Annotated in this window: 13 protein-coding genes; 6 read left to right on the top strand and 7 right to left on the bottom strand. The window is 73.1% G+C overall.

Annotation, left to right across the window (positions count from 1 at the left end):
* Positions 1-12 precede the first annotated feature (12 nt).
* From ABT342_RS16410 to ABT342_RS16395, 4 genes are all read right to left on the bottom strand, one after another.
* Positions 13-4,392 carry a Pls/PosA family non-ribosomal peptide synthetase gene (locus ABT342_RS16410; protein ID WP_351573279.1) on the bottom strand — a complete coding sequence of 1,460 codons (4,380 nt, stop codon included), beginning with the start codon at positions 4,390-4,392 and terminating at the stop codon, positions 13-15.
* Positions 4,393-4,674: 282 nt separating this feature from the next.
* Positions 4,675-5,871 carry a CaiB/BaiF CoA transferase family protein gene (locus ABT342_RS16405; RefSeq protein WP_351573277.1) on the bottom strand — a complete coding sequence of 399 codons (1,197 nt, stop codon included), beginning with the start codon at positions 5,869-5,871 and terminating at the stop codon, positions 4,675-4,677.
* 60 nt (positions 5,872-5,931) lie between these two features.
* Positions 5,932-6,708 carry an ABC transporter permease gene (locus ABT342_RS16400; RefSeq protein ID WP_351573275.1) on the bottom strand — a complete coding sequence of 259 codons (777 nt, stop codon included), beginning with the start codon at positions 6,706-6,708 and terminating at the stop codon, positions 5,932-5,934.
* Entirely contained in the window at positions 6,705-7,643 is a 939-nt protein-coding gene (locus ABT342_RS16395) for an ATP-binding cassette domain-containing protein (protein ID WP_351573273.1), read from the bottom strand. Before ABT342_RS16395 ends, ABT342_RS16400 begins: the two co-directional genes overlap by 4 nt.
* 64 nt (positions 7,644-7,707) lie before the next feature.
* On the opposite strand from ABT342_RS16395, the gene ABT342_RS16390 reads away from it, so the two are divergent.
* Complete coding sequence (locus tag ABT342_RS16390) at positions 7,708-8,412, top strand: TetR/AcrR family transcriptional regulator (RefSeq protein WP_351573270.1); 705 nt, start codon at positions 7,708-7,710, stop codon at positions 8,410-8,412.
* 14 nt (positions 8,413-8,426) lie between these two features.
* On the opposite strand, the gene ABT342_RS16385 is transcribed toward ABT342_RS16390, so the two are convergent.
* Genes ABT342_RS16385 through hmgA form a run of 3 tightly spaced genes read right to left on the bottom strand, consistent with a single transcriptional unit; the run spans position 8,427 to position 11,709 of the window.
* On the bottom strand, positions 8,427-9,602 hold the full coding sequence (locus tag ABT342_RS16385; protein ID WP_351573267.1) for a type ISP restriction/modification enzyme: 1,176 nt from the start codon (positions 9,600-9,602) through the stop codon (positions 8,427-8,429).
* Positions 9,603-9,627: 25 nt separating this feature from the next.
* Positions 9,628-10,377, bottom strand: a complete 750-nt coding sequence (locus ABT342_RS16380) for a GntR family transcriptional regulator (RefSeq protein ID WP_351573264.1) — start codon at positions 10,375-10,377, stop codon at positions 9,628-9,630.
* Between the two features lie 12 nt (positions 10,378-10,389).
* Positions 10,390-11,709: a homogentisate 1,2-dioxygenase gene (gene hmgA / locus ABT342_RS16375; protein ID WP_351573543.1), complete on the bottom strand. Its 1,320-nt coding sequence runs from the start codon at positions 11,707-11,709 to the stop codon at positions 10,390-10,392.
* A gap of 142 nt (positions 11,710-11,851) precedes the next feature.
* Here hmgA and ABT342_RS16370 point away from each other — a divergent pair, with 142 nt between their 5' ends.
* The 5 genes from ABT342_RS16370 (at position 11,852) to ABT342_RS16350 (ending at position 19,214) form a co-directional block, all read left to right on the top strand.
* Positions 11,852-12,466 carry a TetR/AcrR family transcriptional regulator gene (locus ABT342_RS16370; protein ID WP_351573261.1) on the top strand — a complete coding sequence of 205 codons (615 nt, stop codon included), beginning with the start codon at positions 11,852-11,854 and terminating at the stop codon, positions 12,464-12,466.
* Positions 12,467-12,731: 265 nt separating this feature from the next.
* Positions 12,732-14,936 carry a molybdopterin oxidoreductase family protein gene (locus ABT342_RS16365; protein ID WP_351573258.1) on the top strand — a complete coding sequence of 735 codons (2,205 nt, stop codon included), beginning with the start codon at positions 12,732-12,734 and terminating at the stop codon, positions 14,934-14,936.
* A 153-nt stretch (positions 14,937-15,089) separates the two neighbouring features.
* On the top strand, positions 15,090-16,469 hold the full coding sequence (locus ABT342_RS16360) for a CitMHS family transporter (protein ID WP_351573255.1): 1,380 nt from the start codon (positions 15,090-15,092) through the stop codon (positions 16,467-16,469).
* 32 nt (positions 16,470-16,501) lie between these two features.
* Positions 16,502-17,719 carry an MFS transporter gene (locus ABT342_RS16355; protein WP_351573252.1) on the top strand — a complete coding sequence of 406 codons (1,218 nt, stop codon included), beginning with the start codon at positions 16,502-16,504 and terminating at the stop codon, positions 17,717-17,719.
* A gap of 103 nt (positions 17,720-17,822) precedes the next feature.
* Positions 17,823-19,214 (top strand): aldehyde dehydrogenase family protein, encoded by a 1,392-nt coding sequence (locus ABT342_RS16350; RefSeq protein WP_351573251.1) that lies wholly within the window; start codon positions 17,823-17,825, stop codon positions 19,212-19,214.
* Positions 19,215-19,216 lie beyond the last annotated feature (2 nt).

Genomic DNA, 19,216 nt, shown 5'->3' with positions numbered 1-19,216 from the left:
CTCGTGCCCTCCTCACCGCTTCCATGCCGCGATCGGGTTGCCCAGCCAGCGGGTGTCCGCGGGCACGCTCTCCCCGCGCATCACCAGGGACGCCGGGCCGACCGCCGCGCGGTCCCCGATCACCGCGCCGGGCAGCGCGATGCCGTGCGGGCCGAGCGTCGCGCCCGCCCCGAGGACGACATTGTCCATGCGCATGATCCGGTCGTGGAAGAGGTGTGTCTGCACGACGCAGCCGCGGTTGACGCTCGCGCCGCTGCCGACGGTGACGAGGTCGGCCTCGGGGAGCCAGTACGTCTCGCACCAGGCGCCGCGGCCGATACGGGCGCCGAGGCCGCGCAGCCACAGGTTCATCAGCGGAGTGCCGGTGCTCGCGCCGACCAGCCACGGCACGGCGAGCACCTCGACGAAGGTGTCGGCGAGCTCGTTGCGCCACACGAAGGACGACCACAGCGGGTGCTCGACCGCCGTGAACCGGCCGACCAGCAGCCACTTCATCGCGATCGCGACCAGGCAGGCCACGAGTCCCGCGGCCGCGAGCAGCGCGCCGCCGCAGAGCACGGCGAGCGCGAGGCCGAAACGGTTCGCCAGCAGATCGAAGCCCGCGAGGGCCAGCACGGCGAGAGCCACCGCGCACATGACCGGCACGATCCGGCAGAGCTCGACGCCCGCGCGTGCCCACTTCAGCCGGTGCGGCGGGGCGAAGGTGCGGCTGCGGTCGCCCTCCTCCACCGCGCGCGGCAGCTTCATCGGCGGCATTCCGAGCCAGGAGGAGCCCGGCTTGGCCCGCTTCGGGGTCGACGACAGTACGCCCACCAGACCGCGCTTCGGCACCCGGCGGCCGGCGGCCGTCATCCCGGAGTTGCCGAGGAACGCGCGCTTGCCGACACGGGCGCCGGCGATGCGCAGCCAGCCGCCGCCGAGCTCGTAACTCGCGACCATCGTGTCGTCGGCGAGGAACGCGCCGTCGCCCACCGTGGTCATCGCGGGCAGCGCGAGCACGGTCGACGCCTCGACCCCCCGGCCGACCTTCATGCCCAGCGCGCGCAGCCACACGGGCGTGAACAGGCTCGCGTACAGCGGGAAGAGATGCACCCGCGCCATGTCCATCAGCCGCTCGGTCGCCCACGCCTGCCAGGCGACCCGGCCGTGCACCGGGTGGTGGCCCTCGTGCAGCCCGAGGCCGAGGGCGCGTACGCCGACGAGGATCAGCAGCGCGTACGTGGCCATCGCGGCGGCCGTCGCGAGCGGCACGGCGGCGAGGGCGGCTGTGAGTGCCTCGCCGACGGTCGCGCTGCCGCGCAGGAACGCGCCCATGACCAGGAGGCCGGGCAGCGCCGCGAGGGCGGGCAGCAGGGTCAGGCCGAGGGAGGTGAGGGAGTACACGGCGGTCCAGCGGCGCCTGCGCACAGGGCGCCCAGCGGGGCGGCGCCGGCCCGCCCGGCCCTTACGGGTCGCCGGGACGCCCGCCCACCGCTCGCCCGCCGGGACCGTCCCGGTCACGCCGGACCCCGGGGCGACCTCGGAGCGCTTGCCGATCCGGGCGCCGGGGAAGAGCGTGCTCCGGGCGCCCACCGTGGCCCCCGCCCCGATCCGTACGGCCCCGACGCGCAGCCGGTCGCCGTCCAGCCAGTGCCCGGACAGGTCCACCTCCGGCTCGACGGCCGCGCCCCTGCCGAGCCGTAGCATGCCGGTCACCGGCGGCAGCGCGTGCAGATCGACGTCGTCGCCGACACGGGCGCCGAGCGCACGGGCGTAGTACGTCAGCCAGACACCGGCCAGGCTGGTCGCGCCACTCAGCTCGGCCAGGCGCTCGGCGGCCCACAGGCGCAGATGCGTGCGGCCGCCGCGCGGGTACGTTCCGGGGCGCACGCCGCGCAGCAGCATCCGCGCCCCGCCCGCCGCGATCACGATCCGTCCGGGCGGGCTGAGGAACAGCAGCCACCCGAGCCCCACCGCCCACCAGGAAACGGTGGGCGCCCAGGGCAGCCCGACGACGTTGTTGACGGCGGCGGCCACGACGCTCCACCGCAGCCCGGCGACGGTGAGCAGCGGCAGCAGGAGCAGCGTCTGCACGATCCCGGTGCGCGGCGCCACCGGCCGTACGGGGCGCGTCCTGGCGCCCCCGGCCGAAGCGGCCTCCAGCGTCCGGGCGAGTCCCGCGAGCGTCGGGTGCTGGTACACGTCGCCGACCGACCCGGTGCCGTACCGCTCCCTGACCCGCGACACGAGCTGAGCGGCGGCGAGGCTGCCCCCGCCGCTCGCGAAGAAGTCCGTGTCCGGCCCGGTGACCTGCGCCCCGAGGAGCTCGGCCCACTGCTGGGCGAGCCATGCCTCGGTCCCGGTCAGCTCCGCGGCGACGCCCGCCGGGTCCGGTCCGCTGTCCGGCAGCGGCCACGGCAGCGCGTTCCGGTCCACCTTGCCCGACGTCCGGGTCGGCAGATCGTCCACGACGGCGATGACGGGCACGAGCGCGGCGGGCAGCTCCTTGCGAAGCCGTGCCATGGCGTCGGCGACATCGAACGCGGCGTGACTCGGGGCGCTGCCCCCGATCTCGGGGGAGTCGGCCGGGCCGCCCTCGACGCCGAGCGCGTCCGCGACCTGGGCGCCGCACGTGGCGCCCGCGCCCCCGTCGCCGCCTGCGGCGACCGAGGCGCCGGAAGCCGACAGCGCGGGCGCATCGGCACTGGCACCGGCTCCGGCACCGGCTCCGGCACTGGCACCGGCTCCGGCACCGCCACCGGCTCTGGCAGTTGCACTGCCACCGGCACTGCAACTGCCTCTGGCTTCGCCGGCGACATCGGCACAGCCACCGGCGCCGGCTCTGGCGTCGCCACCAGCGTCACCTCCGGGTCCGGCACGGCAACCGTCACGGGCTCGGCTTTCGCCCCCGCCACCGGCTCCGGCACCGCCCCCGCCAGGCTGGGAAGCAGCGCTCACCCCGTCACCGTCGGGACGCCACCCATCCGCGGGTGCCTGACCGGTGTCGCGGGCCGGAACGACATAGCCGACCAGCACCTGGTGGCCCGCGGCCGTCGTGCGGACCGCCGCCGCCGCGCCCGCCACGCCCGGGAGGGACTGGAGGGCCGCGTCGATCTCGCCGAGTTCGATGCGGCGGCCGCCGAGCTTGATCTGTTCGTCCGCGCGCCCGAGGAAGAGGAGGCCGTCCGGCTCCGCGCGGACCAGGTCACCGCTGCGGTAGGCGCGGGGCCACCCGAGGGAGGGGAGCGGGGCGTACTTCTCGGCGTCCTTGGCGGGGTCCAGGTAGCGGGCGAGGCCGACGCCTCCGATCACCAGCTCGCCGGTCTCGCCCATCGCCACCATGGCGCCCTCGCGGTCGACGACCGCGAGCTCCCATCCGGCCAGGGGCAGGCCGATACGGACGGGGCCCTCGCCGGTCAGCGGGGCCGCGCAGGCGACGACCGTGGCCTCGGTGGGGCCGTAGGTGTTCCAGACCTCGCGGCCCGCGACGGCCGTGCGTTCGGCCAGCTCGGGCGGGCAGGCCTCGCCGCCGAAGATCAGCAGGCGTACCTCGTCGAGCGCTTCGGCGGGCCAGAGCGCGGCGAGCGTGGGAACCGTCGACACGACGGTGATGCGTTGTTCGACGAGCCAGGGGCCGAGGTCGAGACCCGCGCGGACGAGGGAACGGGGGGCGGGCACGAGGCAGGCGCCGTGGCGCCAGGCCAGCCACATCTCCTCGCAGGACGCGTCGAAGGCGACGGACAGCCCGGCGAGCACCCGGTCGCCGGGGCCGAGCGGCGCGTCCGGGAGGAAGAGCCGGGCCTCGGCGTCGACGAAGGCCGCCGCGCTGCGGTGGGTGACGGCGACGCCCTTGGGGGTGCCGGTGGAGCCGGAGGTGAAGATGATCCAGGCGTCGTCGCCGGGGGAGGGGCGGCGGCCTGTGTCGTCGCGGGGGGAGGGGTGGAAGCGCGTGTCGTCGCCGGGGCCGGGGCGGCGGCCCGTGTCGCAGCCGGGGGTGCCGTACGGCACGACGGCCCGCTCCGCGCCGATCACGGCGCTCACCGCCGCCTCCGTGAACACCAGCTCGGCGCGCTCTTCGGGATCCTCCGCGTCGACGGGGACGTACGCCGCGCCGGCCGCCAGTACCGCGAGGATCGAGACGTACAGATCGGCGGTCCCGGACGGGACGCGGACGCCGACCCGGTCGCCTATGCCTGTGCCCGCATCGGTGAGCCGCAGACGCAGCGCCTCGACCTCGGCGAGGAGCGCGCGGTACGTGAGGGGTGCGACGCCGTCGTCGACGGCGAGCGCGTCGGGGTGGCGGCCGGCGGTCGCGTCGAGGATGTCGAGCAGGGTCCGCTCGGGGGATGCACCCGGCCCGGCGAAGAGCGCCGGACGGAGCAGAGGGACCGGGCTCTGCGGGGCGACGGTCATACAGCCCACCGCTCGTCGGCCGACATGACGCAAGTCCGGTTCTTACGCATCTCTCACTCTCCGTCAGTCGTGTGGAGTGCGCCGCGAATCCTTGGTTCCACGCACGGCAAACGGGGAGTTTATCCAGCGTTCACTCGACTCGCCTGTTGTGACCGGCTTGGGTGGGGTAGTGCGCCGACCGGGTCCATCCGGGCATCGGCCCAGGTCCGGGTGCGATATGAGGGGAACTCAGCACCGCACCGGGCAAAGCCCCGTTGTGGCGAACGGCACGGACGAACCGGCCTAGGCCACTACCCTGTCCCCCCGCAACTCGGCCGTCTCCTCCGCCGTCAGCCCGGCCTCCCGCAACAGCGCGTCGGTGTGCTCGCCCAGTGCCGGAATCGCGCCCATCCGGGGCTCCGGGCCGCCCGGCAGCGTGATCGGGGGCAGCAGGGCCCGCAGCGGTCCGGCGGGGGACGCGACCTCCCGCCAGCGGGAGCGGGCGGCCAGCTGGGGGTGGTCCGCCAGGTCCGCGACCGTGTTGAGGCGGGCACAGGCGATACCCGCCTCCTCCAGTCGGGTGACGGCCTGCGCCGTACCCATCCCGGCCAGCGCCTCCGCGACCACCGCGTCGGTCTTCGCCCGGTTGGCCGTACGCGCCGCGTTGGTCGCGAAGGCGGGGTCGTCCGCCAGCTCCGGGCGCTCCAGCACCGACTGCGCCAGCCGCCGCCACTCGCGGTCGTTCTGCACCGACAGCAGCACCTGCCCGCCGTCCGCCGTCGGATACGCGTCGTACGGCGCGATGACGGCGTGCGCCACGCCCGTACGCGCCGGTGCCGCGCCCCCGTGCATCCCGTGGTGCAGCGGATGGCCCATCCACTCGGCGAGCGCCTCCAGCATGGAGATCTCCACCGGCCCGCCGAGCCCGGTCGTGCCCCGCCGCAGCAGCGCCGCGAGCACCCCCGAGAACGCGTACATCGCCGCCGCGACGTCCGCCGCCGGGATGCCCGCCTTCACCGGCTGCTCGGGAGTCCCGGTCACGGACACCAGCCCGGCCTCGCACTGGACGAGCATGTCGTACGCCCGCTTGTGGGCGTACGGCCCGTCCGCGCCGTACCCGGAGATGTCCACCGCGACCAGCCGCGGGTGCGCCGCGCACAGCGTGGCCGCGTCCAGCCCGAGCCGCTCGGCCGCCCCCGCCGCGAGGTTCTGCACGAACACGTCGGCCCCCGCGATCAGCCGCCGCACCACGGCGAGCCCGCGCGGATCCTTCAGATCGACCGCGAGGGACTCCTTGCCGCGGTTGCACCAGACGAAGTGCGAGGCCAGGCCCAGCGCCGCGGTGTCGTACCCCCGGGCGAAGTCGCCGCCGTCCAGCCGCTCGACCTTGATCACCCGCGCACCGAGATCCGCGAGCTGGCGCGTGGCGAACGGAGCCGACACGGCCTGCTCGACGGCGACGACGGTGATGCCTTCAAGGGGCAGGGGCTGCTGGCTCATGAGCGGTACCTAATCGTGTACGTACCACCTTTGTCACCCCTCCAAGCGCCGTCCCCGCCGTCACCCCTTGGAGTACCGGCGGACGGCGAGCGGCGCGCACACCGCGATCAGCAGCAGCGACCAGGCCAGCGCCCCGGCCACGGGATGCGCCACGGGCCACGCGGCGTCGGCCGGTACCGGCGCGTTCCCGAACAGGTCCCGGACCGCTGTCGTCACGGCGCTGATCGGGTTCCACTCCGCGACGGTCCGCAGCCATCCGGGCAGCCCGTCCGTGGGCAGGTACGCGTTCGACAGCAGCGGCAGCATGAAGGTCGCGCTGCCCAGCTGGCCGGCGGCCTCCTCGCTCTGCGAGGCCAGCCCCAGCAGGATGCCGACCCAGGTCGTCGCGAAGCGGAACAGCAGCAGCAGTCCGAAGGCTCCCGCCGCCTCCCACGCGGACCCCTCGATCCGCCACCCCATCGCGAGCCCGACGAGCAGCAGCGGCACCATCCCCACGGCCGACGTCACCAGATCGGCCGCCGCCTGCCCCAGCGGCACGGCCGTCCGGCTCATCGGCATGGTGCGGAACCGGTCCATGACGCCCCGGTGCGAGTCCTGGGCGGCGGCGAACATCCCGTTCATGATCCCGTTCCCGGCCGTCGCCACCAGCATCCCGGGTACCAGGAACGCGCGGTACTCCTCGCCCGGCATCGCCATCGCGCTGCCGAAGACGTAGCCGAAGAACAGCAGGAACACGATGGGCATGGTCTGCGTCATGACGACGATGGCGGGAGCCTGCTTGACGCGCTGCAGATGGCGTCCCAGCACCGCGGCCCCGTCGTGGACGATCGCGCTCATACGGCAAGCTCCTTCCGGTTGTCGGTGAGGCGCAGGAACACCTGGTCGAGCGTCGGTGGCCGCAGTGTGGCGTCGACGATGAGCACGCCGGCCGCGTCGAGTTCGCGGACCAGCCGGGGCAGGGTGAGCGTGGCGTCGTTGCTGACGGCCCCCACGGCCCGCCGCTCGGTATCCAGCGCCGGCTCCGCCCCGGTCAGCTGGTCGAGCACCGAGGCGGCCGCGCGCAGCCCCGCCGGATCCGCCACGACGACCTCGGCGTAGCTCCCGATCATGGCCTTGAGCTCACTCGGCGTGCCGCGGTGCGCGGCCCTGCCCTCGTCGATCAGCACGATGTCGTCGGCCAGTTGGTCGGCCTCCTCCAGGTACTGCGTGGTCAGCAGCACCGTGGTCCCGTCCGACGCCAGTTCCCTGACGGCGTCCCAGATCCCGTTCCGGCTGTGCGGATCGAGCCCGGTGGTCGGCTCGTCGAGGAACAGCACCTTGGGCGGTACGAGGAGACTCGCCGCCAGATCGAGCCGCCGCCGCATACCGCCGGAGTACGTCCGGGCCGGCCGGTCGGCGGCCTCCGTCAGCGCGAACCGCTCCAGCAGTTCGTCGGCGCGGGTCCGGGGCGCGCGCAGCAGTTTCGCGAACAGCCGCAGGTTCTGCGCCCCGGTCAGCTCGCCGTCGACGGAGGCGTACTGCCCGGTGACGCCGATCCCGCGCCGCACGCCCGCCGGGTCGCGCACCAGGTCGCAGCCCGCCACCCGCGCGCTTCCGGCGTCCGGCACCAGCAGCGTGGTGAGCACGCGCACGGCGGTCGTCTTGCCCGCCCCATTGGGCCCCAGCACCCCGCAGACGGATCCCTCGGGCACCGCGAGGTCCAGTCCGCGCAGCGCACGCACCTCGCCGAAGCGCTTCTCCAGCCCTTCACTAAGTACAGCGTACGTAGTCATGCTCCGCACCATACCCCACTACGTACGCCGTACGTAACTAAGATGGATGCCGAGGTGAGGATCAATGGGCCGAGCGGCCGAACCCGAAGTGATCTGGGCGCGCCCCGAGCGCACGGGCCGCGGCCCCAAACCGGCCTACACGCGCGCCGACATCACGGCGGCCGCGGTGGGCATCGCCGACGCCGACGGCGTCGACGCCGTCTCCATGCGCCGGATCGCGGCCGAACTCGGCTGCGGCACCATGTCGCTCTACAACTACGTGCCGCGCAAGGAAGACCTGTACGAGCTGATGGTCGACGCGGTCAGCGGCGAGTACGAACTGACCGCCCCCACCGGCGACTGGCGGGCCGACATGCTGGCCCTCGGCCGCCAGACCCGGGCGATCATCCACCGCCATCCCTGGCTGACCCGGGTCATGTCGACCCTCTACGGCTTCAGTCCGAACGCCCTGCGCTACCTGGAGCACTGCCTCGCCGTCCTGCAGGGGCTGGACGCGCCCCACGGCACCAAGATGCAACTCATCGCGATGGTCAACGGCACGGCCATGATGACGGTCGCCAACGAACTGGCCATGGCCGAGCGCAGCCGCTCGCTGCCCTGGAGCGAGGAGCGGGAGCAGGCGGTCCGCATGGCCTACCTGCTCCAGCAGGTCTCCACCGGGGCGTACCCCCACCTGGCGGCCGCACTGGCGGAAGGCGGCGCCCCGCCCGACGCGGACGAGGTCTTCGACCTCACGCTCCTGCGCGTGCTCGACTCCTTCGCCCCCTGATCCACAAGACACCCCTAAAGCAGGGCGAACTGCCCCTCGGGGCCCTCCTCGTGATGGTCGAGCACGGACGCGGGCCCCCGGGCGGCGGCGGGAATCACGGGCACGTCCAGGTCCTTCAGTTCCGTACGCGCCACCTCGTCGCCCAGCTCGTCCTGGGCGGACCGCAGTTCGCCGAGGAGGGCCAGTACGGTGATCAGTTCCAGCAGTTCCGAGGTCCACTCCTGTGGCCAGTCCACGGGCCGGACCGCCTCCAGCGTGCCGGGCTCCACCTCGGTGGTGCGCCGCTCGAACCACTGCTCCAGTACGCGTACACCGCCCACCCGGAAGTCCCACGCCGCCGCCGGGACCGGCGAGATCCGCCCCTCGCCGAGGAACAGCGCCTCCTCCTCGGCGTCGTACGCGAGCCCCGTCGGCCGGGCCGGAATCGCGGCCCGCACATAGGGCCGGCGGCCCCCGGGCAGCCGGGGCCGCTCGCCGCCCCGCGCGCCCCTCAGCTGGATCCCGACGATCCGCCGCCCCAGCTCCACCCCCCGGGCCCACACGTCCGGATCGGAGGTGAACGGCACGACGCACCCGTGCGCCGAGCCGTGCCCGACGGCGGCGACCCAGGCGAACACGTCCTCGGCGCCGATCGCGCCGGCCTCGCGCCCGTAACGGCGTATCAGCGCCTCGGTCACCCCCGGGGCGAGATTCGGTTCGAGCCCACCGGGGCGCCGGTACAGCGGCCGGATCCGCCCGGGGCGCCCGGTGGGGGAGCGCCCCTCGGGGAGGACCCCCGAGACGAGCACCACGGGCCCGTCCGCCCCCGGCACGTACCCCTGCTCGACGGCGAAGAGCTGCCGCTCGTCGGCGACGCGCCACAACTCCGGCCTGGCGGCGTCGATCAGCCGGTGATCGGGGATGATCCACTGTTCGTCGAACGCGCCGGGCGCGAACCGCACGGGCTGCGGGCATCTGCCGTCCTCGCGCGTGAACCGTACGGTCCCGGTGGACTGGCGCGGCAGGGCGGCGACGGCGGTGTGCAGACCGCGCGCCCGCGTCTCCCGGAACAGCGCCCGGCGCTCGCCCGCTCCGGACCGTACGAGAAGGTCCCAACGCGACCTGAGTGTGCGCGTATCGGGCGCAACCACCCAGCTCCGCCCCAGCCGCAACGGTCCGGTGGACCAGGGCATCAGGTCGTCCAGCAGCATGGCGCCGATTATTCCGCCTCGACGGTCATTCGGCCTCGACGGTCACCGAGAACGAGAAGCGGTCCCCCCGGTACCGGATCCGTGCCACATCCACGACCCGGCCGTCCTCGTCGTACGTCACCCCTGTGTAGTGCAGGATCGGCGACAGCAGCGGGACCTGGAGCAGCTCCGCCGTCTCGGGGTCCGCGAGCCGTGCCTCCACCGTGTCGGTGATGCGGCTGATCCGCACGCCCACCGCGTCCCGCAGCACCTTCGTCATCGGCCAGCGTTCCAGGTCGGTGACCTCCAGCCGCGCCGCGACGTCCGGACGTACGGCGTTCTCCGCCCAGTTCGTGGGCTCCCCGCTCTCGCCGTCGTGGCGCAGCCGCCGGTACATGACGACCTCGTCCTCACCGGGGAAGTACTCGGCGAGCTCACCGGGCACCGGGGAGCGCCCGTGGTCGAGAACGGTGGTCCGCTCGCCCGACTGCTGGGCGACGATCGCGTCGATCGAGCCGAGCAGCCGCCGTGGCGCACCGCGCCGCGCACCCGGCTCGATGAAGGTGCCGCGTCGCCGGTGCCGGCTGATCAGGCCCTCCGCCTCCAGCTCCTTCAGCGCCTGCCGCATGGTCAGCACGCTCACGCCGTAGTGGGCGGCGAGTTGCTCCTCCGTGGGCAGCCTCAGCGGATCGTGCGGCCGCCGCCCCAGTATGGAGGCGCGCAGCGACTGGGAGACCTGGTACCAGAGCGGCAGCTTGCGGTTCAGGACCAGGGAGTCGGGGGCGAAGGCGGTCACGGCATCTCCGTACTACGACCGGAAGTGGCGCTCAAGACCCTGCCACACGTCGTCGTACCCCCTCTGCAGGTGGTCGGCGTTCGCCGCCTGCTCCGTCAGGGTCATGGGATAGCGGGTCTCGAACATGAATGCGAGCCCGTCGTCGATCTTCTGCGGCTTCAGCTCGGCGGCGCTCGCCTTGTCGAAGGTCTCCCGGTCGGGCCCGTGCGCGGACATCATGTTGTGCAGCGAACCGCCGCCCGGGACGAAGCCCTCGGCCTTCGCGTCGTAGGCGCCCTCGATGAGCCCCATGTACTCGCTCATCACGTTCCGGTGGAAGTAGGGCGGGCGGAAGGTGTCCTCGCCGACCAGCCAGCGCGGCGCGAAGACCACGAAGTCCACGCCGGCCAGCCCCGGGGTGTCGCTCGGAGAGGTGAGCACGGTGAAGACGGACGGGTCCGGGTGGTCGTAGGAGATGGTCCCGATGACGTTGAAGGTGTGCAGGTCGTAGACGTACGGGACGTGGTTCCCGTGCCAGGCGACCACATCGAGCGGGGAGTGGTCGTACGTGGCCGACCACAGGTTCCCGCAGAACTTGCTGACGACCCCCACCGGGCCCTCGACGTCCTCGTACGCCGCCATGGGCGCGCGGAAGTCGCGGGCGTTGGCGAGCCCGTTGGCGCCGATGGGCCCCAGGTCCGGGAGCTGGAAGGGCTGCCCGTAGTTCTCGCACACATAGCCCCGGGCCGTCGCGTCGAGCAGCTCGACGCGGAACCGGACGCCGCGCGGGATCAGGGCGACCTCGCCGGGGCGGACGGCCAGGACGCCCAGTTCGGTGCGGAGCAGCAGTCCGCCGTGCTCGGGCACGATGAGCAGCTCGCCGTCGGCGTCGCTGAACACCCGCCGCTCCATCGGCGCGTTCGCGTGGTAGAGGTGCACGGCCATGCCGACGCGCTGCGTGGCGTCCCCGTTCCCGCCGAGGGTCCACAGCCCGGCCAGCCAGTCCGTGCCGGGCGCGGGCTCCGGGAGCGGATTCCAGCGCAGCCGGTTCGGGTCGGGCACGGTCTCGGTGAAGGGCGCGGTGCGTACGCCGCCGTTGTCGACGCGTACGAAGGGGGGATGCGCGGCCGACGGTCGGATCCGGTACAGCCACGAGCGCCGGTTGTGCGCGCGCGGCTCGGTGAACGCCGAGCCGCTCAGCTGCTCCGCGTACAGCCCGAGCGGTGCCCGCTGCGGAGAGTTGCGCCCGTGCGGCAGTGCGCCGGGCACGGCCTCCGAGCTGTGCTCGTTGCCGAACCCCGACAGGTATCCCAGCCGCTCGGCGGTCTTCCTGGCCTGTTCGACGCCGTACATGCCGCTCGTACCGTTCGTGCCGCTCGTCCCGCTCATCAATGTGCTCCCGATGCGTCCGCTGCGATGCCCAAGGAATCCTATGGTCGACAGTAGGATTGCGCGACCGTCCCGTCAACGGGGACTTGGGCGGCATGATGGAGCGATGCCCCCAGCCCACTCCCTCGGCCTCCGCCGTACTCCCGTGCAGCAGCGCAGCACCGAGCGGCTGACCCGGATCCTGGACGCCTGCGCGGAACTGCTCGACGAGACCGGCTACGAGGACCTGTCCACGCGCGCGGTCGCGGCCCGCGCCCAGGTTCCGATCGGCTCGGTCTACCGCTTCTTCGGCAACAAGCGGGCCATGGCCGAGGCCCTCGCGCACCGCAATCTGGACGGCTACGCGGGTCGGGTCGCCGCCCGTGTCGCCGCACTCCCCGCGGGCGACTGGCGCGGCGCGGTCGACGCCGTACTCGACGAGTACCTGGCCATGAAGCGGACCGTGCCCGGATTCGCGCTGATCGACTTCGGCTACCGGATCCCCGTCGCGGCACCCGCCTCCGGCGCCAACCACACGGTCGCCGACCGCCTCACCGAGCTCCTCGCCGGCCATCTGGGCCGCAGCGCCGACGCCCGACTGCGACGCACCACGCTCATCGCGGTCGAGGCCGCCGACGCGCTGCTGCAACTCGCCTTCCGGGTCGACCCGTCGGGGGACGCGGAGATCATCGCCGAGACCCGGGAGCTGCTGTACGCGTATCTCGCCCGCATTCTCGACTGACTTTTTGGGGGCTCGGTTCTCCCCCCTGCCTTCGGCGGGGGGACCCCCACCGGGGCGCTGAAGTCCCTGTCGACGGTCGATCGTGCTCGGTCCTTCGTTCCTCAGGACCTCCGCCCGCGCGGCGGTAGCCGCACATCGATCGCAGGCTCCCTTTCGGCAGTGACGCGCCCCTTCGGTTCACTCGCCCCGGGCGGCCCCCTCCCCGTTGTCCGTACCGGTCGGTATGCTCGGTCGTGCCCGCGCGCCGTCGCCCTGGGGAGGACGAATGTCCCGCACCGCCCTGCGCATCTGCCCGCTCTGCGAAGCCACCTGCGGACTGACCCTCACCATCGACGGAACCCGCGTCACCGCCGCACGGGGGGACCGCGACGACGTCTTCTCGCGCGGCTTCATCTGCCCCAAGGGCGCCTCCTTCGGCGAACTCGACGCCGATCCCGACCGGCTGCGCACCCCCCTCGTCCGCGACGCAGACGGTGAACTGCGCGAGGCCACCTGGGAGAAGGCCTTCGACACCGTCGCCGCGCGCATCCGCCCGGTGATCGAGGAGTACGGGGCGAACGCCGTCGGTGTCGTCCTCGGCAACCCGAACGTGCACACCATGGCCGGCGGCCTCTACCCGCCCGTCCTCCTGGCGGCGCTGCGCACCCGCAACCTGTTCACCGCCTCCACCCTCGACCAGATGCCCAAGCACGTCTCCAGCGGACTGCTCTTCGGCAGCGCGATCGCCATCCCCGTCCCCGACCTGGACCGCACGGACCACCTGCTGCTCCTCGGCGCCAACCCGCTCGACTCCAACGGCAGCCTGTGCACCGCGCCCGACTTCCCCGGCAAGCTCAAGGCCCTGCGCCGACGCGGCGGCACCCTCACCGTCGTCGACCCGCGCCGCACCCGCACCGCGCGGCTCGCCGACCGGCATGTCGCCATCCGCCCGGGAAGCGACGCGCTGCTGCTCGCCGCCCTCGCCCAGGTCCTGTTCGACGAGGGCCTCGCCGACCTCGGCGACCTCGCCCCGCACGTGGAGGGAGTCGGCGAACTCCGCGCCGCGCTCATGGAGTTCACCCCCGAAGCCGTCGCCGCCGCCTGCGACATGGAGGCCGACGAGATCCGCACGATCGCGCGCGAACTCGCCGCCGCCGAGACCGCGGCCGTGTACGGCCGCATCGGCAGCTGCACCGTCGAGTACGGCACCCTCGCCAACTGGCTCGTCGACGTCCTCAACATCCTCACCGGCAACCTCGACCGCCCCGGCGGCGCCCTCTTCCCGTACGCGGCCACCGACCGGGCGCCCCGCCCGGCCGGTCCCGGCAAGGGCTTCGCGCTCGGCCGCTGGACCAGCAGGGTCAGCGGTCACCCGGAGGCCAAGGGCGAACTGCCCATCGCCGCGCTCGCCGAGGAGATCGAGACCCCCGGCGACGGACGCGTCCGCGCGCTCATCGCGATCGCCGGCAATCCGGTGCTCTCCGCACCCGACGGCGACCGCCTCGACCGGGCGCTGAGCCAGGGCCTGGACTTCATGGTCAGCGTCGACCCGTATCTGAACGAGACCTCGCGCCACGCCGACGTCGTCCTGCCCCCGCCGCCGCCCTCCCGCAGCGCGCACTTCGACTTCGCCTTCAACGCCTTCGCCGTACGCAACCAGGCCCGCTACACGCCCGCCGCCGTGCCGCTGGACGCGGGCGCGATGGACGAGTGCGAGATCCACGCCCGGCTGATTCTCGCCGTGACCGGTATGCACGGAGCCGATCCGGCCGCGGTCGACGACATGGTCATCGAGCAGAGCCTCACCAGGGCCGTCGCCGATCCGCACGCGCCGGTCCACGGCCAGGACCCGAAGGAGCTGGCGGCGAACCTGACGGGGAGCAGCGGCCCCGAGCGGCGCCTCGACATGATGCTGCGCCTCGGCCCGTACGACCTCACCCTCGACCATCTGCTCGCCCACCCGCACGGCGTCGACCTCGGCCCGCTCCGGCCCCGCATCCCGCAGATCCTCAAGACCCGCAGCGGCCGCGTCGAACTCCTCCCCGCGCCCATCGCCGCCGACCTCCCGCGCCTGCGGTCGGCCCTCGCGCAGCGCACCGACCGGCTGGTCCTCGTGGGCCGCCGCCACCTGCGCTCCAACAACAGCTGGATGCACAACGTGCCGGCGCTGAACGGCGGCTCCAACCGCTGCACCCTCCAGATCCACCCCGCCGACGCCACCCGGCTCGGCCTCGCCGACGGAGCCACGGCCCGCGTCACGGCGGACGGCGGCGCGCTGGAGGTCCCGGTCGAGATCACCGACGCCGTACGGACCGGGGTGGTGAGCCTGCCGCACGGCTGGGGGCACGACCGCCCCGGTACGCGGATGTCGGTGGCGGCGGCCCGCCCCGGCGTCAACGTGAACCAGCTGCTCGACGGCTCCCGGCTCGACCCGCTGTCCGGCACGGCGGTGCTCAACGGCTTCCCCGTCGACGTATCCGCCGCTCGCTGACCGTCCGCTCGATGACCGTCCTGAGCTGGGGTTTTGCTCTTATTGCTCACGCGTCAACATCTTGTTAACGCCGATGAACGGAACCTAACGTCATCGCAACCGCCGCTCCGGTGGGAGTTCACGCGAGTTCGATGATGAACGTTAGGTATCCCCATGCTGACACTCCTGGGCTTCGCGATGATCGCGACCTTCCTGGTCCTGATCATGATGAAGAAGATGTCGCCGATCGCGGCGCTGGTCCTCATCCCCGCGCTCTTCTGCGTCTTCGTGGGGCAGGGGGCGAAGCTCGGCGACTACGTCCTCGAAGGCGTCGGCAACCTCGCGCCCACCGCCGCGATGCTGATGTTCGCCATCGTCTACTTCGGCGTGATGATCGACGTCGGGCTCTTCGACCCGATCGTCCGGGGCATCCTGCGCTTCTGCAAGGCCGACCCGATGCGGGTCGTGGTCGGTACGGCCCTGCTCGCCGCGATCGTCTCGCTGGACGGCGACGGCTCCACCACCTTCATGATCACGGTCTCGGCGATGTACCCGCTCTACAAGCGGCTCAACATGAGCCTGGTCGTGATGACGGGTGTCGCCGCCACCGCGAACGGCGTGATGAACACCCTCCCGTGGGGCGGCCCGACCGCCCGCGCCGCCACCGCGCTCAAGCTGGACGCCGGCGACATCTTCGTGCCGATGATCCCCGCGCTCGGCGTCGGGCTGCTGGCCGTCTTCGTCCTCGCGTACGTGCTCGGCCTGCGGGAGCGCAAGCGCATCGGATACCTGACGCTGGACGAGGCGCTGGAGCCGCGGACCGAGACCGTGCTGGTGCAGGCGGGCGGCGGCGCGGAGCGCACGACGGCGGCCACCGGGAGCACGGCCGGCGGCGGCGCCGGCGACGAGGGCTTCCAGGGCCTGGACCCCGAGCGCGAGACCCTGCGCCCCAAGCTGTACTGGTTCAACGCCGGGCTCACCGTCGCCCTGCTCACCGCGATGATCATGGAGCTGCTGCCGATCCCGGTGCTCTTCCTGCTCGGCGCGGCCCTCGCCCTCACCGTCAACTACCCGAAGATGGCCGACCAGAAGGCCCGTATCGCCGCCCACGCGGACAACGTCCTCAACGTCGCCGGCATGGTCTTCGCCGCCGCCGTCTTCACCGGCGTCCTCACCGGCACCGGCATGGTCAAGCACATGGCCGACTGGCTCGTCGGCACCATCCCCGACGGCATGGGCCCGCACATGGCGCTCGTCACCGGCCTGCTCAGCCTGCCGCTCACCTACTTCATGTCGAACGACGGCTTCTACTTCGGCGTCCTGCCCGTCCTCGCCGAAGCCGGCGCCGCCCACGGAGTCTCCCCGCTGGAGATCGCCCGCGCCTCGCTCGTCGGGCAGGCGCTGCACATGTCCAGCCCGCTCGTCCCCGCCGTGTACGTCCTGGTCGGCATGGCCAAGGTCGAGTTCGGCGACCACACCAGGTTTACGGTGAAGTGGGCCGCGCTCACCTCGCTGGTGGTGCTCGGCGCCGGAATCCTCTTCGGAATCATCTGAGCCGGAATCATCTGAGTCGGGATCGTCCGAGAATGAACCGGGCCTGGCTGCTCCGCCTCGTCATCGCCTTCAGCTTCGCGCAGGGGGCGGTGTCGATGGCGCGCCCCGCCGTCTCCTACCGGGCACTGGCCCTGGGCGCCGACGAGCGCGCGATCGGCGTCATCGCGGGCGTGTACGCGCTGCTTCCGCTGTTCGCCGCCGTACCGCTCGGCCGCCGCACGGACCACGGCCGGTGCGCGCCGCTCCTGCCCGTCGGGGTCGTCCTGATATCCGGCGGCTGCGCGCTGAGCGGCCTGGCCGGATCCCTGACCGCCATGGCCGTCTGGAGCGGGGTCATGGGCCTCGGCCACCTCTGCTTCGTGATCGGCGCGCAGTCGATCGTGGCCCGACAGTCGTCCCCCGCCGAACAGGACCGCAACTTCGGGCACTTCACCATCGGCGCCTCGCTCGGCCAGCTGATCGGCCCGGTCGCGGCGGGCGCGGTGATCGGCGGCGACATGGCCCGTACGAGCGGACTCGCGCTCCTCGTCGCGGCGGCCGTCGCGGCGGTGTCGTTCACCTCCCTGTGGCGCATCGAACACCGGGGTGCGTCCGCGCCCCGCACCGCACGCGCCGAGGTCCCCGTCCACCGCATCCTGCGCACCCGGGGCGTGCCCGCCGGAATCCTCATCAGCCTCGCCGTACTGTCCGCGACGGACATCCTCACCGCGTACCTCCCCGTCATCGGCGAGCACCGGGGCATCGCCCCCTCGGTCATCGGGCTCCTGCTCAGCCTGCGCGCCGCCGCGACGATCGCCTGCCGGCTGGTGATGGCCCCGATGATCCGCGTCGTCGGCCGCACCGCGCTGCTGACCGGCAGCTGTCTGCTCGCCGGTCTGCTGTGCGCGGGCGTCGCCCTGCCCGTTCCCGTCTGGGCGCTCGCCGTGATGCTGGCGGCGCTGGGCTTCTGTCTCGGAGTGGGCCAGCCGCTGTCCATGACCACCGTCGTCCGGGCGGCCCCCGCCGGGTCCCGCTCGACCGCTCTCGCGCTGCGGCTGACGGGCAACCGCCTCGGCCAGGTCGCGGCGCCCGCGTCGGCCGGTCTCGTCGCGGGTGTCGCGGGTACGGCGGCGCCGTTCGTGATGCTCGGGGCGCTGCTGCTCGGGGCGGCGACCCTAGGGGTGCGTACTCGTGGCACCGTGCCCTCCCGGACGGCTGTGACGGACGCATCAGCCGCAACTCCCCGGCGGCCCCTGGCACCAAAAAACTAACGGCGCTAGTTTGGTGCGCGGATCAGATGCGGACCACGATGCGGACTACTGTGCCGACTGACGGCAGCCCAGGCAGCCCAGCCGGCGCCCCAGGAGGAATGCGATGAAGGCCCACGACGGGATGTACATCGGCGGTCAGTGGCGGGACGCCGCCGGAGCGGACACCATCACGGTGGTGAACCCGGCGGACGAGCAGATCATCGGCCAGGTCCCGGCCGGTACGGCGGACGACGTGGACGCGGCCGTACGGGCCGCCCGCGCCGCGTTCCCGGCCTGGGCCGCCACGCCGCCGGCCGAGCGCGCCGCCAGGATCGCCGCCGTCCGCGACGCCCTGGCCGCCCGCGCCGACGAGATCGCCGCCACCGTCACCGCCGAGCTCGGCGCGCCGCCCAAGTTCGCCCAGGCGGTCCACACCGGGCTGCCGGTCGCCGTGGCCGGCTCGTACGCCGAACTGGCGGCCTCGTACGCCTTCGAGGAGAAGGTCGGCAACTCCACCGTGCTGCTGGAGCCGGTGGGCGTCGTCGGCGCGATCACCCCGTGGAACTACCCCCTCCACCAGATCGTCGCCAAGGTCGCCCCCGCCCTCGCCGCCGGCTGCACGATCGTCCTCAAGCCCGCCGAGGACACCCCGCTCACCGCCCAGCTGTTCGCCGAGGCCGTGGACGAAGCGGGCCTGCCCGCCGGGGTGTTCAACCTGGTCACCGGGCTCGGGGCGGTCGCCGGACAGGCGCTGGCCGAGCACCCGGGCGTGGACCTGGTCTCCTTCACCGGCTCCACCGCCGTCGGCCGGCGGATCGGCGCCACGGCGGGCGCCGCCGTCAAGCGCGTCGCCCTGGAGCTCGGCGGCAAGTCCGCCAACGTCATCCTCCCGAGCGCCGATCTGCCGAAGGCGGTCGCGGCCGGCATCGCCGACGTCATGCGCAACTCCGGCCAGTCGTGCAACGCGCAGACCCGGATGCTGGTGCACAAGGACCAGTACGACGAGGCCGTCGCCCTGGCCGTCGAAGCCGTCGCCGCGTACGTCCCCGGCGAGCGCATCGGCCCGCTCGTCAGCGCCAAGCAGCAGCAGCGGGTGCGCGGCTACATCGAGACCGGCGTCGCGGAGGGCGCGCGGATCGTCGCGGGCGGCCCCGAAGCCCCGCGCGAGACCGGCTACTACGTCGCACCGACGGTCTTCGCGGACGTCACCCCGGAGATGACGATCGCACAGGAGGAGATCTTCGGCCCGGTCGTCGCGATCCTCAGGTACGAGGACGTGGACGACGCCGTACGGATCGCCAACGACAGCGTCTACGGGCTCGGCGGCGCGGTGTGGGGCGAGCAGGAGGAGGCCGTGGCCGTGGCCCGCCGCATGGACACCGGCCAGGTCGACATCAACGGCGGCCGCTTCAACCTGCTGGCTCCCTTCGGCGGCTACAAGCGGTCGGGCGTCGGCCGCGAGCTCGGCGCGCACGGTCTCACCGAGTACCTTCAGACCAAGTCCCTCCAGTTCTGAGC

Origin of the sequence: Streptomyces sp. NPDC000410, from assembly GCF_040300305.1 — a bacterium.
Taxonomy (GTDB): domain Bacteria; phylum Actinomycetota; class Actinomycetes; order Streptomycetales; family Streptomycetaceae; genus Streptomyces.
Note: the sequence above shows the minus strand (reverse complement) of the source record. Positions and strands in the feature narration are given on the sequence as shown.